This is a genomic window from Alicyclobacillus dauci (assembly GCF_026651605.1).
GTDB classification, from domain to species: domain Bacteria; phylum Bacillota; class Bacilli; order Alicyclobacillales; family Alicyclobacillaceae; genus Alicyclobacillus; species Alicyclobacillus dauci.
Genome location: NZ_CP104064.1, coordinates 1,072,368 through 1,088,806 on the forward strand (window position 1 = coordinate 1,072,368; position 16,439 = coordinate 1,088,806).

Annotated in this window: 18 protein-coding genes and 1 other annotated feature; of the genes, 10 read left to right on the top strand and 8 right to left on the bottom strand. The window is 51.2% G+C overall.

The genetic code is table 11. The features are described from left to right. Nucleotides 1–278: 278 nt before the first annotated feature. Nucleotides 279–848 carry a DUF1003 domain-containing protein gene (locus NZD86_RS05315; protein WP_268045444.1) on the top strand — a complete coding sequence of 190 codons (570 nt, stop codon included), beginning with the start codon at nucleotides 279–281 and terminating at the stop codon, nucleotides 846–848. A gap of 65 nt (nucleotides 849–913) precedes the next feature. On the opposite strand, the gene NZD86_RS05320 is transcribed toward NZD86_RS05315, so the two are convergent. After that, nucleotides 914–1,948 carry an LLM class flavin-dependent oxidoreductase gene (locus NZD86_RS05320; protein WP_268045445.1) on the bottom strand — a complete coding sequence of 345 codons (1,035 nt, stop codon included), beginning with the start codon at nucleotides 1,946–1,948 and terminating at the stop codon, nucleotides 914–916. A gap of 324 nt (nucleotides 1,949–2,272) precedes the next feature. After that, nucleotides 2,273–5,401 carry an isoleucine--tRNA ligase gene (gene ileS, locus NZD86_RS05325; protein ID WP_268045446.1) on the bottom strand — a complete coding sequence of 1,043 codons (3,129 nt, stop codon included), beginning with the start codon at nucleotides 5,399–5,401 and terminating at the stop codon, nucleotides 2,273–2,275. Nucleotides 5,402–5,497: 96 nt separating this feature from the next. After that, nucleotides 5,498–5,789 (bottom strand) — a binding site (T-box leader). 130 nt (nucleotides 5,790–5,919) lie between these two features. Between ileS and NZD86_RS05330 the strand changes: the two genes are divergently transcribed. Together NZD86_RS05330 and NZD86_RS05335 are read left to right on the top strand one after the other, a co-directional pair. Next, nucleotides 5,920–6,360 carry a DUF4395 domain-containing protein gene (locus tag NZD86_RS05330; RefSeq protein WP_268045447.1) on the top strand — a complete coding sequence of 147 codons (441 nt, stop codon included), beginning with the start codon at nucleotides 5,920–5,922 and terminating at the stop codon, nucleotides 6,358–6,360. Nucleotides 6,361–6,664: 304 nt separating this feature from the next. Beyond that, on the top strand, nucleotides 6,665–7,285 hold the full coding sequence (locus NZD86_RS05335; RefSeq protein ID WP_268045448.1) for a LysE/ArgO family amino acid transporter: 621 nt from the start codon (nucleotides 6,665–6,667) through the stop codon (nucleotides 7,283–7,285). 123 nt (nucleotides 7,286–7,408) lie between these two features. Here the strand turns inward: NZD86_RS05335 and NZD86_RS05340 are convergent, their stop codons facing one another. Then, on the bottom strand, nucleotides 7,409–8,143 hold the full coding sequence (locus NZD86_RS05340) for an MBL fold metallo-hydrolase (RefSeq protein ID WP_268045450.1): 735 nt from the start codon (nucleotides 8,141–8,143) through the stop codon (nucleotides 7,409–7,411). A 719-nt stretch (nucleotides 8,144–8,862) separates the two neighbouring features. Here NZD86_RS05340 and NZD86_RS05345 point away from each other — a divergent pair. Next, nucleotides 8,863–9,249, top strand: coding sequence for a hypothetical protein (locus NZD86_RS05345; RefSeq protein ID WP_268045451.1), 387 nt, complete (start codon nucleotides 8,863–8,865; stop codon nucleotides 9,247–9,249). 88 nt (nucleotides 9,250–9,337) lie between these two features. Here the strand turns inward: NZD86_RS05345 and NZD86_RS05350 are convergent, their stop codons facing one another. Continuing rightward, a complete protein-coding gene (locus NZD86_RS05350; RefSeq protein WP_268045452.1) occupies nucleotides 9,338–9,538 on the bottom strand; it encodes a DUF896 domain-containing protein in 201 nt (66 codons plus the stop codon). Nucleotides 9,539–9,703: 165 nt separating this feature from the next. Between NZD86_RS05350 and queC the strand changes: the two genes are divergently transcribed. Continuing rightward, nucleotides 9,704–10,393 carry a 7-cyano-7-deazaguanine synthase QueC gene (queC, locus tag NZD86_RS05355; protein WP_268045453.1) on the top strand — a complete coding sequence of 230 codons (690 nt, stop codon included), beginning with the start codon at nucleotides 9,704–9,706 and terminating at the stop codon, nucleotides 10,391–10,393. Nucleotides 10,394–10,454: 61 nt separating this feature from the next. Here queC and NZD86_RS05360 read toward each other — a convergent pair whose 3' ends face one another. Together NZD86_RS05360 and NZD86_RS05365 are read right to left on the bottom strand one after the other, a co-directional pair. Beyond that, entirely contained in the window at nucleotides 10,455–11,039 is a 585-nt protein-coding gene (locus NZD86_RS05360; RefSeq protein ID WP_268045454.1) for a helix-turn-helix domain-containing protein, read from the bottom strand. Between the two features lie 67 nt (nucleotides 11,040–11,106). Next, on the bottom strand, nucleotides 11,107–11,490 hold the full coding sequence (locus NZD86_RS05365) for a globin domain-containing protein (protein ID WP_268045456.1): 384 nt from the start codon (nucleotides 11,488–11,490) through the stop codon (nucleotides 11,107–11,109). Nucleotides 11,491–11,607: 117 nt separating this feature from the next. Between NZD86_RS05365 and NZD86_RS05370 the strand changes: the two genes are divergently transcribed. After that, nucleotides 11,608–11,985, top strand: a complete 378-nt coding sequence (locus NZD86_RS05370; protein WP_268045458.1) for a YlbF/YmcA family competence regulator — start codon at nucleotides 11,608–11,610, stop codon at nucleotides 11,983–11,985. Further along, complete coding sequence (locus NZD86_RS05375) at nucleotides 11,982–12,665, top strand: metal-dependent hydrolase (protein WP_268045459.1); 684 nt, start codon at nucleotides 11,982–11,984, stop codon at nucleotides 12,663–12,665. Before NZD86_RS05370 ends, NZD86_RS05375 begins: the two co-directional genes overlap by 4 nt. A gap of 57 nt (nucleotides 12,666–12,722) precedes the next feature. Here the strand turns inward: NZD86_RS05375 and NZD86_RS05380 are convergent, their stop codons facing one another. After that, the gene (locus NZD86_RS05380; protein ID WP_268045460.1) at nucleotides 12,723–12,974 is read right to left on the bottom strand and encodes a DUF3243 domain-containing protein; all 252 of its coding nucleotides are present in this window, start codon (nucleotides 12,972–12,974) and stop codon (nucleotides 12,723–12,725) included. A gap of 171 nt (nucleotides 12,975–13,145) precedes the next feature. Between NZD86_RS05380 and NZD86_RS05385 the strand changes: the two genes are divergently transcribed. Continuing rightward, complete coding sequence (locus tag NZD86_RS05385) at nucleotides 13,146–13,433, top strand: hypothetical protein (protein WP_268045461.1); 288 nt, start codon at nucleotides 13,146–13,148, stop codon at nucleotides 13,431–13,433. Nucleotides 13,434–13,560: 127 nt separating this feature from the next. Here NZD86_RS05385 and NZD86_RS05390 read toward each other — a convergent pair whose 3' ends face one another. Beyond that, nucleotides 13,561–14,847: a DNA polymerase IV gene (locus tag NZD86_RS05390; RefSeq protein WP_268045462.1), complete on the bottom strand. Its 1,287-nt coding sequence runs from the start codon at nucleotides 14,845–14,847 to the stop codon at nucleotides 13,561–13,563. A gap of 120 nt (nucleotides 14,848–14,967) precedes the next feature. Between NZD86_RS05390 and argR the strand changes: the two genes are divergently transcribed. Next, complete coding sequence (gene argR / locus NZD86_RS05395; RefSeq protein ID WP_268045463.1) at nucleotides 14,968–15,414, top strand: arginine repressor; 447 nt, start codon at nucleotides 14,968–14,970, stop codon at nucleotides 15,412–15,414. A gap of 98 nt (nucleotides 15,415–15,512) precedes the next feature. Then, complete coding sequence (gene cysK / locus NZD86_RS05400) at nucleotides 15,513–16,436, top strand: cysteine synthase A (RefSeq protein WP_268045464.1); 924 nt, start codon at nucleotides 15,513–15,515, stop codon at nucleotides 16,434–16,436. Nucleotides 16,437–16,439: the final 3 nt, after the last annotated feature.

Here is a 16,439-nt window from a genome sequence, read left to right on the forward strand (position 1 = left end):
CTGATTCTCGAGGTCCTCGAGGTACATCGATCCGTCCGTTCGTACTGCGAAATGAGCGGCCACCCGACCAGACGCACATTGCATTCTCGGCCAATAATTCATACGATAGGAATGCGTAGTCGCGCAGAAGGAGATGGGATCTTGGACAGTATGCCTCCAGAACCTGACCGAACAAATGGGGAATTGTTCACCATCGTGAATGACTTCGCGCAGCGACTTATCTCTGTGTGGTAGTTTGGTGTGTGTTCAATTCCCCAATGAAGAGGAGTTGAGCACACATGGGAAAACGGAATTACTACGTTAGACCACAACAGAGCGGGCCAGACACGGCGACGTTTGAAGGCTTTGACATTCCCATTAATGAGACGGATGCGAAGCGAATTGACCGGCTGGTGGATACGTATGAAAGCAGCATCATGATGCATCTAGATGAGGAGTACATTCGTCGTACCAAGTGGACGGATCGTTTGGCGGATCGGATCGCCTCGTTTGGTGGTAGTTGGTCATTTATTACCATATTTGCGACTATACTGGGTGTGTGGATTGTCTGGAACACGTTGTCAGTCACCGGAAAGTTGCACTTTGATAAGCCTCCCTTCATTCTATTAAACCTATGTTTGTCGTTTATCGCGGCTTTCCAAGCACCCATCATTATGATGAGTCAAAATAGGCAAGCTATCCGAGATAAGCATGAATCGGTTATCGACTTTGCCATTAACTATAAGGCCGAGCAAGAAATTGATGATATGCAAAGTCACCTCCACCGGATCGAAGGAAAACTGTTCGAAATCGAGGAATTGATAGCGTCTCTGCATAAACAGTCGTCCGCAAATCGGGATGGGCAATAAATAAACAGCGACAGGGTGCCGAATGGGGCACCCTGTCGCTCGTTTCTGAATGTGTTTCGGGGTGGTTACAAGTTATTCGGGTTCCGATCCGTGATTTCAGCCAGCATTTCATACGAACGAAGGCGTGCCTGGTGGTCGAATATCTGTGAGATGACCATGATTTCATCAGCTTGGGTATCATCTACAAATTTCTGCAGTTTGGTTTTCACAGTCTCCGGTCCGCCAGCGATGGTTGCCCCTAATTGTTGCTGTAAAGCTTGTCGCTCGTATTCGTTTAGCTTGTCCTCGAAATTGTCCACTGGCGGTTGAAGGGGCGCTTCAACGTTCCGCACCAAGTTGAGGAACTGCTGCTGTAGTGTCGTTGATAGACGAATGCCTTCCTCATCTGATTCTCCAAGAATGACGTTTACACCCAACATTGCATACGGCTCTTCCAGTACCTCTGACGGCTGGAAAGAACTCCGATACAACTCGAGCGCAGGAAGCGTGTAGTTCGGGGAGAAATGGCTGGCAAACGCGAATGGCAAGCCCAAATGACCGGCTAACTGCGCACTAAAACCGCTCGAGCCGAGCAGCCAGATGGGAATGTTCAGATTCTCTCCCGGTATCGCCCGTACGTAACCTCTTCCGGGCGCCAGTGACGGATTGAAATAGGCGCGAAGCTCAGCCAATTGCTCTGGGAAGTCATCGCCGTTACTGTGAAGATCGCGGCGAAGAGCACGGGCAGTACGCATGTCTGTGCCAGGGGCGCGGCCAAGGCCGAGATCGATTCGACCGGGGAACAGGGATTCGAGCGTTCCGAACTGCTCGGCAATCACCAAAGGAGCATGGTTCGGCAGCATAATTCCACCCGATCCGACTCTGATTTTTGATGTACCGGCTGCCACGTGACCAATGACGACAGACGTGGCGGAACTGGCGATGAACGGCATATTGTGGTGCTCTGCCAGCCAATACCGGTTATAGCCCCATGCTTCGACATGTTGGGCTAAGTCCAGTGTATTGCGAAGCGAATCGGCCGGTGTGCCACCGACGATAATCGGGGAGAGATCGAGCACTGAAAAAGGTATATCACTCAATTGTTTGTTACTGTTAGTCACGAACAATTCATCTTCTTTCTAGTCTTTCTGCATGGAATGACGACTTATAGCTTGAGTCAATGGCTGTCCATTCATGAGTATTACTTATAAAAACAAACTAAAGATTTGTTAGTTGAAAGTCAAATCGTGGGACGAAAATGCGCGGATGGGGAGGAGAACAGACGTCTTGGTTGCGACGTTCAATACGGGGACTCCCTGTATACTTGGTACAAAGAATCAGGGGACAGCTCCAGACGTATCGAATACGCGGAGCTATCCCCTTTGGTTATGTCAAACGATGCGACATGGCAACATACATGTTCTGTGTCGGCTATGGAAGTCAGGTCATCGGCCAACAGCAAGTGTGAGGTGCTTCCCGTTCACATCCCAGTCTTTCGACAGGTCTGCATCGTTCATGGGCGCATCCACAAACTCGCGAACGAGAACCGTGCCAGCGATCCGATCCCGGTTGCGCTTCAAGATATCCAACACTTCACTGTCGCCGGTCGCATGGAAGCGGACTTTGTGCGTGACGCCGTAGTCAACTTCTTTGCGCATCATCTGCATCTTCGAGATGATCTCGCGCACGAAGCCTTCCTCGACCAGTTCCGGCGTCAATTCCGTGTTCAGTCCGACAAATCCGCGCGCATCGACGGAGATGAGCCCCTCGAAGTTGGCGGCATAGCGAACTTCCGCGTGCTCCGTCGTGAGCGTCTCACCCTCGATCACGACCGACCCTTCGCTCCTGAATTTCGCGATGGTCTCAGCACTCGCTGCCTTGGCTGCCTGGTTGAGAACAGGTGTCTTCTTCCCAAATGATTTACCGACCGTCGCCAAGTTCAAGTACAACTCCGGTTTCGCGATCTCGTCGAGCTCTGCAAACACAACGTCCTTGACGTTCAACTCGTCTTTGATGATGTCCACGAACTTGCCGAGCGTCGCCTCTTCGGAAGCTGGCACATACAGCTTCGACAGCGGTTGACGCGTTTTGATTTTGCTTTCGTTGCGCAGGTGACGACCGCCTTCAACGACGCGTAGGACGGCTGCCATTTCACGAATGAGCGATTCATCGATGAGCGACTCGTCAGCTTGCGGGAAGTCGCACAAGTGTACGCTCACCGGATCGGTCGTCGATTCATTTTGGCGCACGATGTTCTGGTACAGTTCCTCCGCCATGAACGGTGTGAGCGGTGCAGCCAAGAGGGCAACTGTTTTCAGCACTTCGTACAGTGTGAGATATGCAGCCACTTTGTCGTCTTCCATGCCGGGTGCCCAGAACCTGTCGCGGTTGCGGCGGACATACCAGGTCGACAATTCGTCCACGAACGCCTGCAGCGCCCGAGCCGCTGTCGTTGCGTCGTACTTGTCCATTGACGTATCGACAGTCCTTACTGTTTGGTGCAAGCGCGCCGTAATCCAACGATCCATGAGCGGCCTGTCGGCGACCGGAATGAACTTCGCGGCCGGATCGAACTGGTCGATGCCTGCGTACAGAGCGTAGAAGGCGTGGATGTTCTGCAGGAGATCGATAAATTTGCCTTTGCTCTCAGCGACCGCCTTGTGGTAGAACAACTGCGAGTTCCACGGGTACGTGTTCGAGATGAAGTAGAAGCGGAGTGCGTCCGCGCCGTGCATGTCAAATGCCTCGAACGGATCGATCACGTTGCCCTTCGACTTCGACATCTTCTTCCCGTGCTCATCCAGAACGTGCCCGAGCACGAGCACATTTTTATACGGAGCCTTCCCCGTCACGAGTGTCGAGATGGCCAGGAGGCTGTAGAACCAGCCGCGCGTTTGGTCGATAGCCTCGCAGATGTAATCTGCCGGGTACAGGCGCTTGAACGCTTCCTGGTTCTCGAACGGATAGTGCAACTGTGCAAACGGCATGCTGCCTGAGTCGAACCACACGTCGATCACTTCCGAAACGCGCTCCATCGTCCCACCGCATTCACAGGACCACGTCAGCTCGTCGATATACGGTTTGTGCAGCTCTTTTGGCAGACGTCTGGCTTTCGCCTCGAGTTCCGCTTTGGAGCCGATGCACTCCATCTTGCCACACGACTGACAGCGCCAAACTGGCAGCGGCGTCCCCCAATAACGGCTGCGGGACAAGTTCCAGTCGATCACGTTCTCAAGGAAGTTACCCATACGCCCATCGCGCACGTGTTCCGGGATCCAGTTGACGCTTTTCGAATTGGCGATGAGCTGGTCTTTCACTTCGGTCGTGCGGATGAACCAACTGTCGATGGCGTAGTAGATGAGCGGCGTGTCGCAGCGCCAGCAGTGCGGATACGAGTGCTCAAACTTGTGCTTCTCATAGAGTACGCCGCGGTGGGCGAGGGACTTGACGAGATCGACATTCAGTTCCTCATCCTTCACGAAGCGCCCTTCGTAGTCCGCAACATCACTCGTGAAACAGCCAGTGTAGTCGACGAAGTTGATGAACACGATGCCGGCATTGCGGCAGGCCTTGTAGTCGTCTTCGCCGTGAGCCGGTGCCATGTGGACGATACCTGTACCGGATTCATCTGTCACGTGGCCGGACGCGATGACGATGTGTTTCTTGCCTTCCACAGTGACATATGGGAAGACGGGCTCGTACGCTGTGCCGACGAGATCGCGACCGGATTTCATCGCGATGATCTCGTCGCCTTCGCCTAGGAAGTTGTCCTTGAGACCGTCAGCCACCCAGACGTTCTCCCCGGCTTCCTTTTGGTGAATGAGGACGTACTGTAAATCCTCGTGCACAGCCAGAGCCACGTTGCTCGGCAGTGTCCACGGGGTCGTCGTCCAGGCGAGAATGTATGTCGGACGTCCGTCGATGTCGCCGTCCTTCACGCGGAACTTCGCCGTCACCGACAGGTCCTTCACGTCCGCATAGCCTTGTGCCACTTCGTGGCTGGACAGCGTCGTCTCGCAGTGCGGACAATACGGGCTCACGCGGTGTCCCTGTTCCAAGAGCCCCTTGTCGTAAATCGTCTTGAGCAGGTTCCACACGGACTCGATGTAGTCGTCGGTGAGGGTCATGTAGGGGTGATCGAGATCCGTCCAATAGCCCAAGCGCTCCGTTAGGCGACGCCACGTTTCTTCATATTTGAAGACGCTGGATCGGCACTCCTGAACGAATCGTTCCACGCCAAACTCTTGGATTTGCTTCTTGCCGCTGATGCCGTACTTCTTCTCGATCTCGATCTCCACCGGCAACCCATGCGTATCCCAACCAGCCTTGCGCTCAACGTGGTAACCTTTCATGGTCCGATACCGCGGATAGATGTCCTTAAATACACGCGTCAAGACGTGCCCCGGATGCGGTAGTCCGTTCGCCGTCGGCGGACCCTCGTAAAAGACCCACTCGGGCCCACCCCTGCGGATGGCTTCACTTTTATGAAACACATCGTGTTCGTGCCAGAACGATAGAACGCGTTCTTCACGCGATTTTGCAGCTTCTTTTGCATCGACTTTGCGCAATGCCACTTACGTTCACTCCCTATTCCTACGTGTGCTTGTTGTCCTCTCCTGCATTTCCTAGAATCGTGGGTAATCGTGGAAAAATAAAAAAACACCCGCCCGTGAAGGGACGAGTGTTTGCTCGCTGTACCACCCAACTTAACGACGGCAAATAATTTCGCTGCTGTCGTTCCATTAGCCGAAGGTCTGTAGGACGCCACGTTGCGTCGCCGCTAAAAACCGTTCGCTTCTCGATAACGGGAGAACCCGATGCTGCTTAGTTGGCCGACATGACGTCGCACGTTCAGCAGATGCCTCAGAGGAGATATTCACCAAAGTACGGTGCATGGGTTTTCACCAGCCCCCACTCTCTTGGGCACGTCCAATGGTTACTCGGCCTCATCGCAGGCTATATTCTTGTCAAATGATAGTATACCGTAGCACGGGTGGGATGCAAGTGGCAATGGGTGTATGTCACGCGATGGGACACCATTGACGGTAACGCACTCGGGGTTCATAATCGGGTAAACTGATAAGAAAGGTCGGTGTTACATGTGGTTGTCCCGAATTCCATTCCCAGACCACTTGTACGAACCAACCAGTGGTTCATAGTTCTGTCTGTTTTGGCCGCATGGCTAACTCAGTTGCACTGGATTCTACTCATTCCCTTTGTGGCAGGCGTCCTTGGGTTAGCAATGAACTTCAACCCTGTGATGCGGCTGGCAAAACAGTTTTTGCGCAAACCGATTTCTGAATACATCCCAGAAGACAGGGACCAACAGCAATTCAACCAGTGGATCGCGGTCATCTGCCTGGGTATCAGTTTCATTGGCTACGCAGCACATTGGCTTGTCATCGGCTACGTCTTTTCCGCCATGGTGCTGTTGGCAGCCTTTATCGCAATTTGTGGATTTTGCATCGGCTGCTTCATCCGCTTCCAAATTCTTCGCTTCCGGCAGCGCCGACAGGCCCGTGGACGGGGTTGAAACGGGTCGGAGGGTCGGACCATGAGGCTGTCGCCGATGGCGTGACGGCCTCGGGTGTCGGTCTTCTGCGGGCCTCTGGGGCCAAACGGCGCCCCACCCCTACAATTTCTCCACTTCCAGGAATAAAGTTCCATCATCCACAACGACGTAAAGCAGATTCTCGCGCTTAAACATGCCTGAACGACCTTGCCGCCATAGTTCAATAGATATGGTATTTTATGCTATGGTACAAAAGTAGATTTGACAGAGACGCAACTAATCGAGAGCGTCCGGCTAGGGAGAGGCATAGAGGAGTGAGAGACGGTTGCTGATTGCGTTCGTTCACGGAATTATTCTTTCATTTGGATTAATCATGCCAATTGGTATGCAAAATGGATTCATTTTAACGCAAGGGGCAGTTCAAAAGCGTTGGGTGGGTGCCATGCCTGCCATTGCTACAGCTGCGTTGTGCGATACATTGCTAATCGGCCTGTCGGTTGTGGGGCTGTCTTCCGCAGCGTTTGCGTTTGTGTGGTTGCGCGTGGCCATGGGGGTAATTGGAATCGTGTTTTTGCTTTACATGGGGTGGCGGACATGGCGAGACGATAGTACGGAGGACAGTGCGAATCAGTCCCCGTGGTCAACCAAACGTCAAGTTCGGTTTGCTGCATCCGTATCACTGCTGAATCCCCATGCGTGGCTGGACACACTGGCTGTCATTGGCGGGAGCGTTCTTGTGTACTCGAGCTGGAATGAAAGAATATCTTTTGGTGTGGCGTGTACGGTTGTATCCTGGGTGTGGTTTATTGCCCTTGCGGTCATGGGTCACGTTGCAGGGCGAGTCATGTTTCAGTCATCGGCACGGATCATCAGCCGCGTGTCAGCGCTCATGATGTTTGCGTCGGCCATCTACCTAAGCTATATCATGTTCACATTTCAGCGCTAAAGCCGTGGACAGTTCATGAATCAATGTGTGCGAACCGACAGCCGTCCCAGTGAGACGGTCTGTCGGTGTTTGGCAGTTAAGCGTTTGGCGTTTACAGTAAGCCGCTTAAGCAGTTAATCGGTCCTACTTCGCCAGAGCACGGAATTGCTCGTTGACGTTGTCGTCGCAGAGGCCTCCGTGGTAGCAGATCACTTTTACAATATCAAAGTTCGTAAATTTCTTTTGAGACGCCATTGCAAGCGGCATGTCCGGTGTTGCGTTCTGGTTTGGACCCATAATTTTACCATCTTGGCTGACTGTGGCATCGCCGGTGATGAGTGTTTTGCTTTCATTCAAATATAGGCTGATATGGCCGGGTGTGTGGCCTGGCGTGAAGATGACCGTAATTCCGCCGAAGAAGGGAAGTACGTCACCATCGGAAACTTCTTTCGTCACTTTGCCGGTTGGTAGTTTGGAGAACATGGATTGAATTTTCGCTTTCTCTTCTTCCGGTAAGTTTGCTAGCATGTTTTCAATGCGTGCGCGATTCATTTTGATTGGTTCTTTGTCGCCTTCAATGTAAGGCTTGTCCTCTGCGTGCGCGTATACTTCGATTGGTTGGGCAGCGCTAGCGATCACGTCGGGGAGGCTACCGATGTGATCGAAATCCTGGTGCGTGAGAATGACCCCACGGAGACGTTCAAATGGGACGCCGGCTTTATTCATAGCAGCTTTAATTTCTTCTAACTGGCCGGGCAATCCAACGTCCACGAGAATGGCACTGTCGTCATCGAACAATAAGGTAGGGTGAATGGTACTTTGATGTCCCATAAAGTTCATGTCAAGTTCTAGCATTTCAACACCGTTTGCGATTTTCATGCCATCTCAGAGCCACAGGTGGCCCTGATTACACCTCCTAAGTCCTCGTAAATGAATCCATCTCCATTATAAAAGTATTGCGCTTTCATGGCCAACTGCGACCGGTGGGTGGCTCGATGTGAGTCGCTAGACAAAGACTACGCCGTGACCGAAAATAAAAGCCCTATAACACGAAAACATTTGTCCATCAACCGGAATATTTCGGAACACTCGTAAATATATATGATAGTAGGAGACGTCGGGCCCCGAATTGAGAGGGGAGACCATCATGAAGGACCTCGTGTCCGCTCTGAAACTCACACTTTTGCTGCTTCAGGTGTCTACAGCACTCGTCCAACTGCTCAAACAGTGGAAGCGCAAAAAATCGTGATCGTAAGTCGTGTAAGGTGGGCTTACACAACTTAGGTGAGTGATTTCATGGGGCCCTCGCCTTCCTATTGTTTCTATGGTGGTCTTCCATCGGGGAGATATTCCATGCTGTCATAACACTTTTACTTTATGCAACGCTTCACGTATATATCACTCCGCACGCTTACGCCGGGATGCTGTGAAATGAGCGGCGATACAGGAACTGGTGAAGCCAAACGGATCGACGGACGAAAATGAACTTTTTGTTACGAACATTCTTGGTAACCGTCATCAAGGGTGGAGTCGTCTCACGTCTCGCCGAGATCTCCGAAACGACAACTTGATGATGAATCTAAGGAGGACCGATCACGATGGCGCAAAGATACCATTTGGTAAAAACGAACGCGTCGGACGGCCCGAGCACCAAGAATCGTCATTCCTCAGAATCGGACGGCCGACACCGGGAACGTGAAGTTGTCATTGTCAGGGATGAAAGGCGGCACACCGCTCGTTGGTTTTGGGTGGGTGTTGTCGTGATCGTCGCTGCACTTCTAATCATATGGCTAGCGGGCAGGAATGGCTCTATCACACATCTAAGTCAGGCAGTCAACCAGAATTCTCAACAGCTAACCCAAGAGCACGCTCAGTTGTCTGGACTACAGGCACAAATGAGTGACGTGAGAGCACAGCTTGGCCAAATTCAAGACGAAATCTGCACTTTCTTTGCACAGATCATGCAGGCCGTTCGCCACGGATAATGCATGTGAGCCTAACAGTGTCACCAACTCTACAACATTATCAATAGAGAAAAGCCTCACCCGTCGATTCGGTGTGAGGCTTTTCTTGTTAATGCTTGGTGGTGGGTGGTATATCATCTTTATCGACGACATGGATATGATCCAGGTGGTTTCGGAACTCCTTGCGGAAGTTGGTTAGGTATTCCTCACGCAGCTTGCGTTGCTCTTCTCGTTCCTCATCCGAGAGAGTCTCACGCTTCGACTTGCGAGCGAGGTGGTTTAACCGCTCGATCTTCTCAGGGTGCAACATGGCAATTCCCTCCTCTCACGGCGGGCGTACGCTATATGTGAGAATACACGGGCCAGTGGCGGAAATGCAAATGCGGTGGATACTTGTCCGGTTAGCCGTAAAAGCATTGACCACCCGCATTGATGTACAATAGGGCGTGAATTTGAGAGCAGGGGTGGAACTGTGATGGAAAAAGCAGTTGTCATTTTAAGTGGTGGACTCGACAGCACAACGTGCATGGGGTTGGCGAAAGAGAAGGGGTACGATTTATATCCGTTGACGTTCGATTACGGTCAGCGGCATAAAATAGAGCTAAAATGCGCAGAACGGGTGGCCAAGCACTACGAGGTATCCGATCATAAAATTGTGAAGCTTGACTTTCTCCGACAAATTGGCGGAAGCGCCTTGACGGATGACTCGATAGATGTCCCCACAGGCGGGTTGACAGAAGAAATCCCAGTCACATATGTTCCGGGACGCAATTTGTTGTTTTTGTCCATGGCTGCGTCGTACGCCGAGGTCATCGGCGCGACTGCCATCTACATTGGCGTGAATGCACTAGACTTCAGTGGCTATCCGGACTGTCGCCCGGAGTTTATTGAGCAAGTACAGGCCACCATTGCGGCTGGCACGAAAGCAGGGGTGGAGGGCCATCCTATTCGGATCGAAACGCCGCTGCTCAACTGGACGAAAGCTGAGATCGTTCGGAATGGAATGGCTATCCACGTACCCTACGAATTGACGACCAGTTGCTATTTAGGAGAAGAGGTGGCCTGTGGTGAATGTGACAGTTGCCGCCTTCGTTTGAAAGGGTTCGCCGAGGCGGGTTATCGTGACCCCGTTCCATACCGCAATGACGTGAACGTGCGTTCATAACGCACGCTCAGGCATTGTGACAAGACTTTCACCGGTTCATCCGTTTTTAAATAACTTGCGATTAGGCTTGGAACGCATGGATAAGGCGCCAAGCCTTTTCGATTTGTTTCCGCTTTTGCGGGTCTGCATTCATAAACTGCTGAAGAAAAGGCAAACTGTCAGGGTTCATTCTCATGAACAAAATGAATCGTGCCTCATCTCGGGACAAGGCCAGACTTGTCCAGCCTGGATCCGATTTATCAGGGTGTTCATCACTCGCTTTGGTGACTTGCCTTTGTGCTAGGTGAGCTGCTTGGGTTCCTTTGACTCCTGGCGCGATGGTCGATGGCTTCTTACCGACTTCCTGGTGATCATCATCGCTGCCAAAGTCGACGGGTGGCACGGGTTGTTGATGCGATGCCTGTGGCGAGGCTGACTTGACGATTCGAACCTCATCGTGCACGGGTTCATTGGTTACTCGAAGAAAGGAAACATCGACGCCCAAGGCTGCGGCGAGTTGTTGTGTCGTGCTTTCGTCCAGTTGCCGACGATTTGTCTCGTACATCGCCACGGCGCTTGTTGAAATGCCTGCTTCTTGTGCTAGTTTCGCCTGTGTCAATCCGCGTTGTTTACGCAGTTCCGCAATACGATTGCCCGTTGTACTCAAATTATGATTCACCTCAAGTCTTCGTGAGTATCTCGTGGAGTTACATCCCATGCAATGACCGTCGGGGTTACGAGTCTGTGTTCACCATGTGAAATGCGGTCATTGTCAGCCGCTGCATCATTGCCTCTCTTGCAGGCTCAATGATTTCAGCAGCAATCATCGCTTCCTGCATACAACCCAGCCATGCCCGGGCGTGTTCTTTCGTGATAGGGAACGGCAGGTGTCGTGCCCGCAACATGGGTTGACCACGATTCTCCATATACAAGCGTGGACCGCCAAATAACTGTGTCAAAAACCAGTACTGTCGTTCTCGGACTTCGTCGAATGACGCTGGGAATATTGGCCGTAGAAGCGGATGTTTTTCAACTCGTAAATAAAATTCCGTAACAAGCTTCGACATCGTCTTGTCGCCGCCGATTGCGTCATATATTGTCATCGACTGCTCACTCATCATGTATCCCTCATTACTGTACTTGCTTTAGTATAACGAATGTCGTGGACTGCAGTCTGCTTGTACGGAAAAAATTCGTCGATTTATAATAAAGAAGTTCAAAAGGAGGCTGATGTATTGAATCCGTACGACAAAGCACATGAACTCGTACGCAGTATCCGTCAATCTGACGCGTATCAGCGGGCCGAGCAGTCGAAACGGGCAATTGAACAAGACGAATCAACCAGTTCGATGGTAAAGGATTTCAAACGACGCCAAATTCAGCTCCAGGCTCAGCAGATGATGGGACAAACGCCTTCAAGCGAGAAGATGTCCCAAATGCAAAAGCTCAGCGAAGTCATTGAATTAAACCAGGACGCCAGGGCGTATCTTCAGGCGGATATGGAGTTACAGGTGTTGATGATGGACATTCAACGGATCCTGTCTGAGGCGCTGGACGAGGTCAGTCTGCTCTCACTTGAACAAATCTATGAGGAAATGGGGCGCTCTGAATGAGACTTACATACCACGGACAATCATGCTTTATTATTGAAAACGGTCAGGACAGCATCATTATCGATCCGTTTCTAAGCGGCAACGACAAAGCCACCATTAAACCAGACGATGTCAACGTTTCATATGTCCTATTGACACACGGTCATGGCGATCACGTTCTTGACGCAGAAGCCATCGCGCGTCGCTGTAATGCGACCATCATTGCTCCGAATGAATTGGCCAACTACTATGGTAGTAAAGGGTTGAACGTCCATCCACTTCATATCGGTGGGAAACATGACTTCCCCTTCGGACGTGTGAAATTAACGTTAGCATTTCACGGCTCTGGCATGGAAACAGATAACGGGCTGGTTTATGTCGGTCCTCCGGTTGGCTTCCTTATCACTATGGATGGTAAGACGATTTACCACGCAGGTGATACCGGTCTGTTTGGCGACATGAAAATCATCGGTGAATTGAACAATATAGATATCGCCCTGCTCCCAATCGGTGACAATTTCACCATGGGGCCAGAAGATGCGTTAATTGCTGCAGAATGGGTACGGGCTAAAACCGTCATTCCTATGCATTACAATACGTTCCCCCTAATCGCGCAAGACGGCGGTCAGTTTGTTCGCGACCTGAAAGATAAGGGAATAAACGGTATTGAACTGAAGATTGGTGAAAGTGCCGAGTTTTAAGTTGCCATTTCGATAATAAAAAGCGGGCCTGGTTGGCCCGCTTTTTATTTACCCGTTTTAGTTCGCTTTATCCGACAGCTTAACCATTATGCTGGCAATCGCGCGGCGTTCCTCGTCGTTACCGCAATCCCACATTTCCTTCAACAAGCGCTGTTCGTCGTTTTTCGGGTCGACTCGATCTGCGAGGAAATCGCCCATTTTGGATGCCACGTTCGTGATCTGCTCCTCGGAAAGGCCCATGGATTGTGCTTTGTCGACGTGTTCACCAAGGAATTCGCGCCAATTGTCGAAGCTGCCAAGTACGCTCATTAGGATGCCTCCCTCATGAAATGATGGCTGGTGCTCTTTCAATTTGCCCTCTATAAGTCGAATAATGCGTGGGCAAAATCGGAAGCTCAATATCGTCTAAGGGGTATATAAGAGGAACCAACCGCATACAAGTGGACAAGAACGCCTTTTTGGAAAGGGGCAAAGACAACGATGCGAAGGAAATTGAGCACGATCACGAACGGGCGGCAGAAAGCCTTTATTTACACATGTGCTTTGGTGGGGTTAACGGTTTATGGTGTACCTAAAATGCCGCCGCTGACTCACGGTTTAAGTGGAACATTCACTGCATCCTGGTTGTTGTTCGTCGCGCTATGCGTGGGGGCCAATTTGTACTTTTTGTTCGGGGCTGACAAGGAGCGCAAACGCCTCTTGGAAGAGCAGGAGGTGAGCGTCGCCAGTACAGAGGAACCACTGCACCAGCAACGTGTTCGAGCGTAGCGTCTATCCCAAGGGGAGCCTTACTTTGCGCTTCTGCTGATCCACATAACGAGACCAATGGCACATGCCAAACATAAAAAAATGGAAACGATCGGATCAAGGGTACCGTTCATAAATTCCACAAGAACTACTCCTTATCATACAACTGGTCTGTTTGCAGCGATGTACCGCGTGACCGGTGGTTACGCAGTGCATTGCTGTCGTCCGGTTGCAACATTCGTCCACGAACCACGATGTCTTCCCCGAAACGGTTTCGCAATGCATCCGTCACTGCAGTTAACTTCTCGAGGCGTTTCGTCAAGGTAAACTTTGCTTCTTCCTCTGGTGCATTGAATAAACTTGTTTGAACACTCATCGACGAAGTCGGGTTCTTCTGCTGAAATTCACTTAGCGTGATACCAACAAGTCGGATAGCATGTCCTTCTCGCCAGTTTGATTGTAACAGGCTTTGAGCAGTTTGATAAATATGTTCCGTCAAATCCGTGTGTACAGGGAGCGTGATTCGACGCGTAAATGTTTCCAGGTTCGCGTACCTGATAGTGAGTGTAAGCACCCTTCCAACGACACCGTGTTTTCGAGTTCTCCGTCCAACTTGGTCTGCCAGGTTGAGCAGGACTCGCTGTAGTGCTTCAAACGATTTTGCATCCTGCGGTAGCGTGATGGAGTGACCAATACTCTTGGCAGGCGCACGCTCCGCTGTCACCGGCCGATCATCCCGGCCATTTGCATATGCTTTTAGTTCAAGTCCCCTCAGGCCAAACGCACGCTCGATGGTTCTGTCGTTGCCCTCTGCCAACTGACGGATCGTACGTATCCCGAGCGAGTGCAGCTTGGCTGCAGTTTTCTCCCCGACTCCATGCATATCACTGACGTTCATTGGCCAGAGAATTTCCCTAAAATTCGACTTATCAACAATGGAAATGCCCATTGGTTTCTTTAAGTTACTACCCATCTTCGCAAAAAACTTGCAATCCGCAACACCAATCGAGCAGGGGAGTCGCAGTTCATCGCGAATCGTCTTTTGAATGGCTTTTGCGATCTCAATGCCCGTTCCAAACAGTCGACTTCCTGTCACATCAGCGTAACATTCATCAATACTGACCACTTCAACGAGTGGGGTAAACTGCCCGACGATGTCAAACACCTTTCGGGCATAGGTCCGATATAGTGCGAAGTCGGGTTGAATAAAGAGGAGATCCGGGCAAATTCGCTTGGCTTGCATAACTGTCATGGTTGTCTCGACACCTTTTGCACGAGCCTCGTAACTTGCGGTTACAATAATCCCGTGGCGGGTCTCCGGACTTCCGGCGACTGCGGTTGGCCGGCCAGCATACTTGTCCGGCTCTTCGGCTGCGTGGCACGAAGCGTAAAACGCGTTCATGTCAATATGCAAAATTCGTCGACCTTCGGTCATTTTATCAGCCTCCCCCCACCAAAAGTTTAATTCATTTTGGAGGCGTTCGGAAAGCAAGGATCATCATGAGGGTAATGATTTTTGCGGATCTGCGCATCATTTTAGTAGGAGGATGCAAACGTGAAAGAACAGCGCCTAATGCGCATACGCGAACTGGTCAGTCAGTTCGAAATCGAAACTCAAGAGGAACTCGTTCGAGCGCTAGAAGAATCCGGATATGCCGTCACACAGGCAACAATCTCGCGTGACATCAAGGAACTGCAGCTGATCAAAGTCGTTGGAGCAAGCGGGCGATACAAATATGCGATACCGGTTGTTGCAGCAACCATCACATTGGACGCTTTGCGTCGAAAGCTAGCCGACGTGTTTGTCTCAAAGGCGAGGACGGGGAACCTAGTGGTCATTAAGGTTTTGCCGGGGAATGCACATGCCATTGGAGCCATGATCGACAGTATGAACCACGCAGGTTTGCTCGGCACAATCGCCGGTGACGATACGATACTCCTCGTTTGTGCAGAAGCGGAAGATGCTGTTCGCCTATTGGACACATTGCTGACAGAGCAGTGACTTGAGTTCAAATCCATCGACGCAAATCCGTCTATTCCGGGTTATAATAGAGGAGTTAATCCGCTTTCGGAATTCTGACGATGAGGAGCAATGAAGTTATGACACTATATCAATCGATTCTCGATCTCGTGGGACACACCCCGACTGTACGCCTCAATCGCATCCCTGACCCGAATGGCGCAAGCGTATATGTGAAGCTGGAAGGAAAGAACCCGGCCGGGAGTGTCAAAGACAGACCGGCACTCAACATGATTTTACGCGCAGAAGAAGAGGGGAAGCTCATTCCAGGTAAAAGCACGGTGATCGAGCCGACGTCGGGTAATACCGGGATCGGACTCGCTATGGTTTGTGCTGCACGCGGCTACCGCTGCGTCATCACGATGCCGGACAATGCGACGGAAGAACGTGTGAAACTCTTGCGTGCCTACGGGGCAGAGGTTCATTTGACACCCGCCCAATTGCGGATGTCTGGCGCCATCGACGAAGCAAAGGCACTTGGCGAACGAATTCCAAACAGCTATATTCCTATGCAGTTTGATAATCCAGCAAACTCGGATGCACATCGACAAACGACTGCTGTCGAGATCTACGATGATTTTGAAGGGAAACTCGATGCTTTCGTCTTAACGGCCGGGACAGGCGGAACAGTGACGGGGACAGGTGAAGAACTGAAAAAACGCATTCCGGGTTTGAAAATATACGTTGTGGAACCAAAGGGATCCCCTGTGCTGTCAGGCGGTGAACCTGGACCTCACAAGATTCCAGGAACGGGCCCAGGATTTGTTCCAAGCATCTTGAACCGTGAAATATATGATGAGATTCTCCTCATCGATGACAATGACGCTCAAAATATGGCACGTCGTCTTGCCGCGGAAGAAGGAATTCTACTCGGTGCGTCCGGTGCGGCATCTGCTTATTTTGCGGTACAAATCGCAAAGGACTTGCCGAAAGATGCACGCGTTTTATGTATTGCACCAGATACGGGAGAGCGTTACCTTTCTTCTGATCTTTTTCAGAGCTGATAT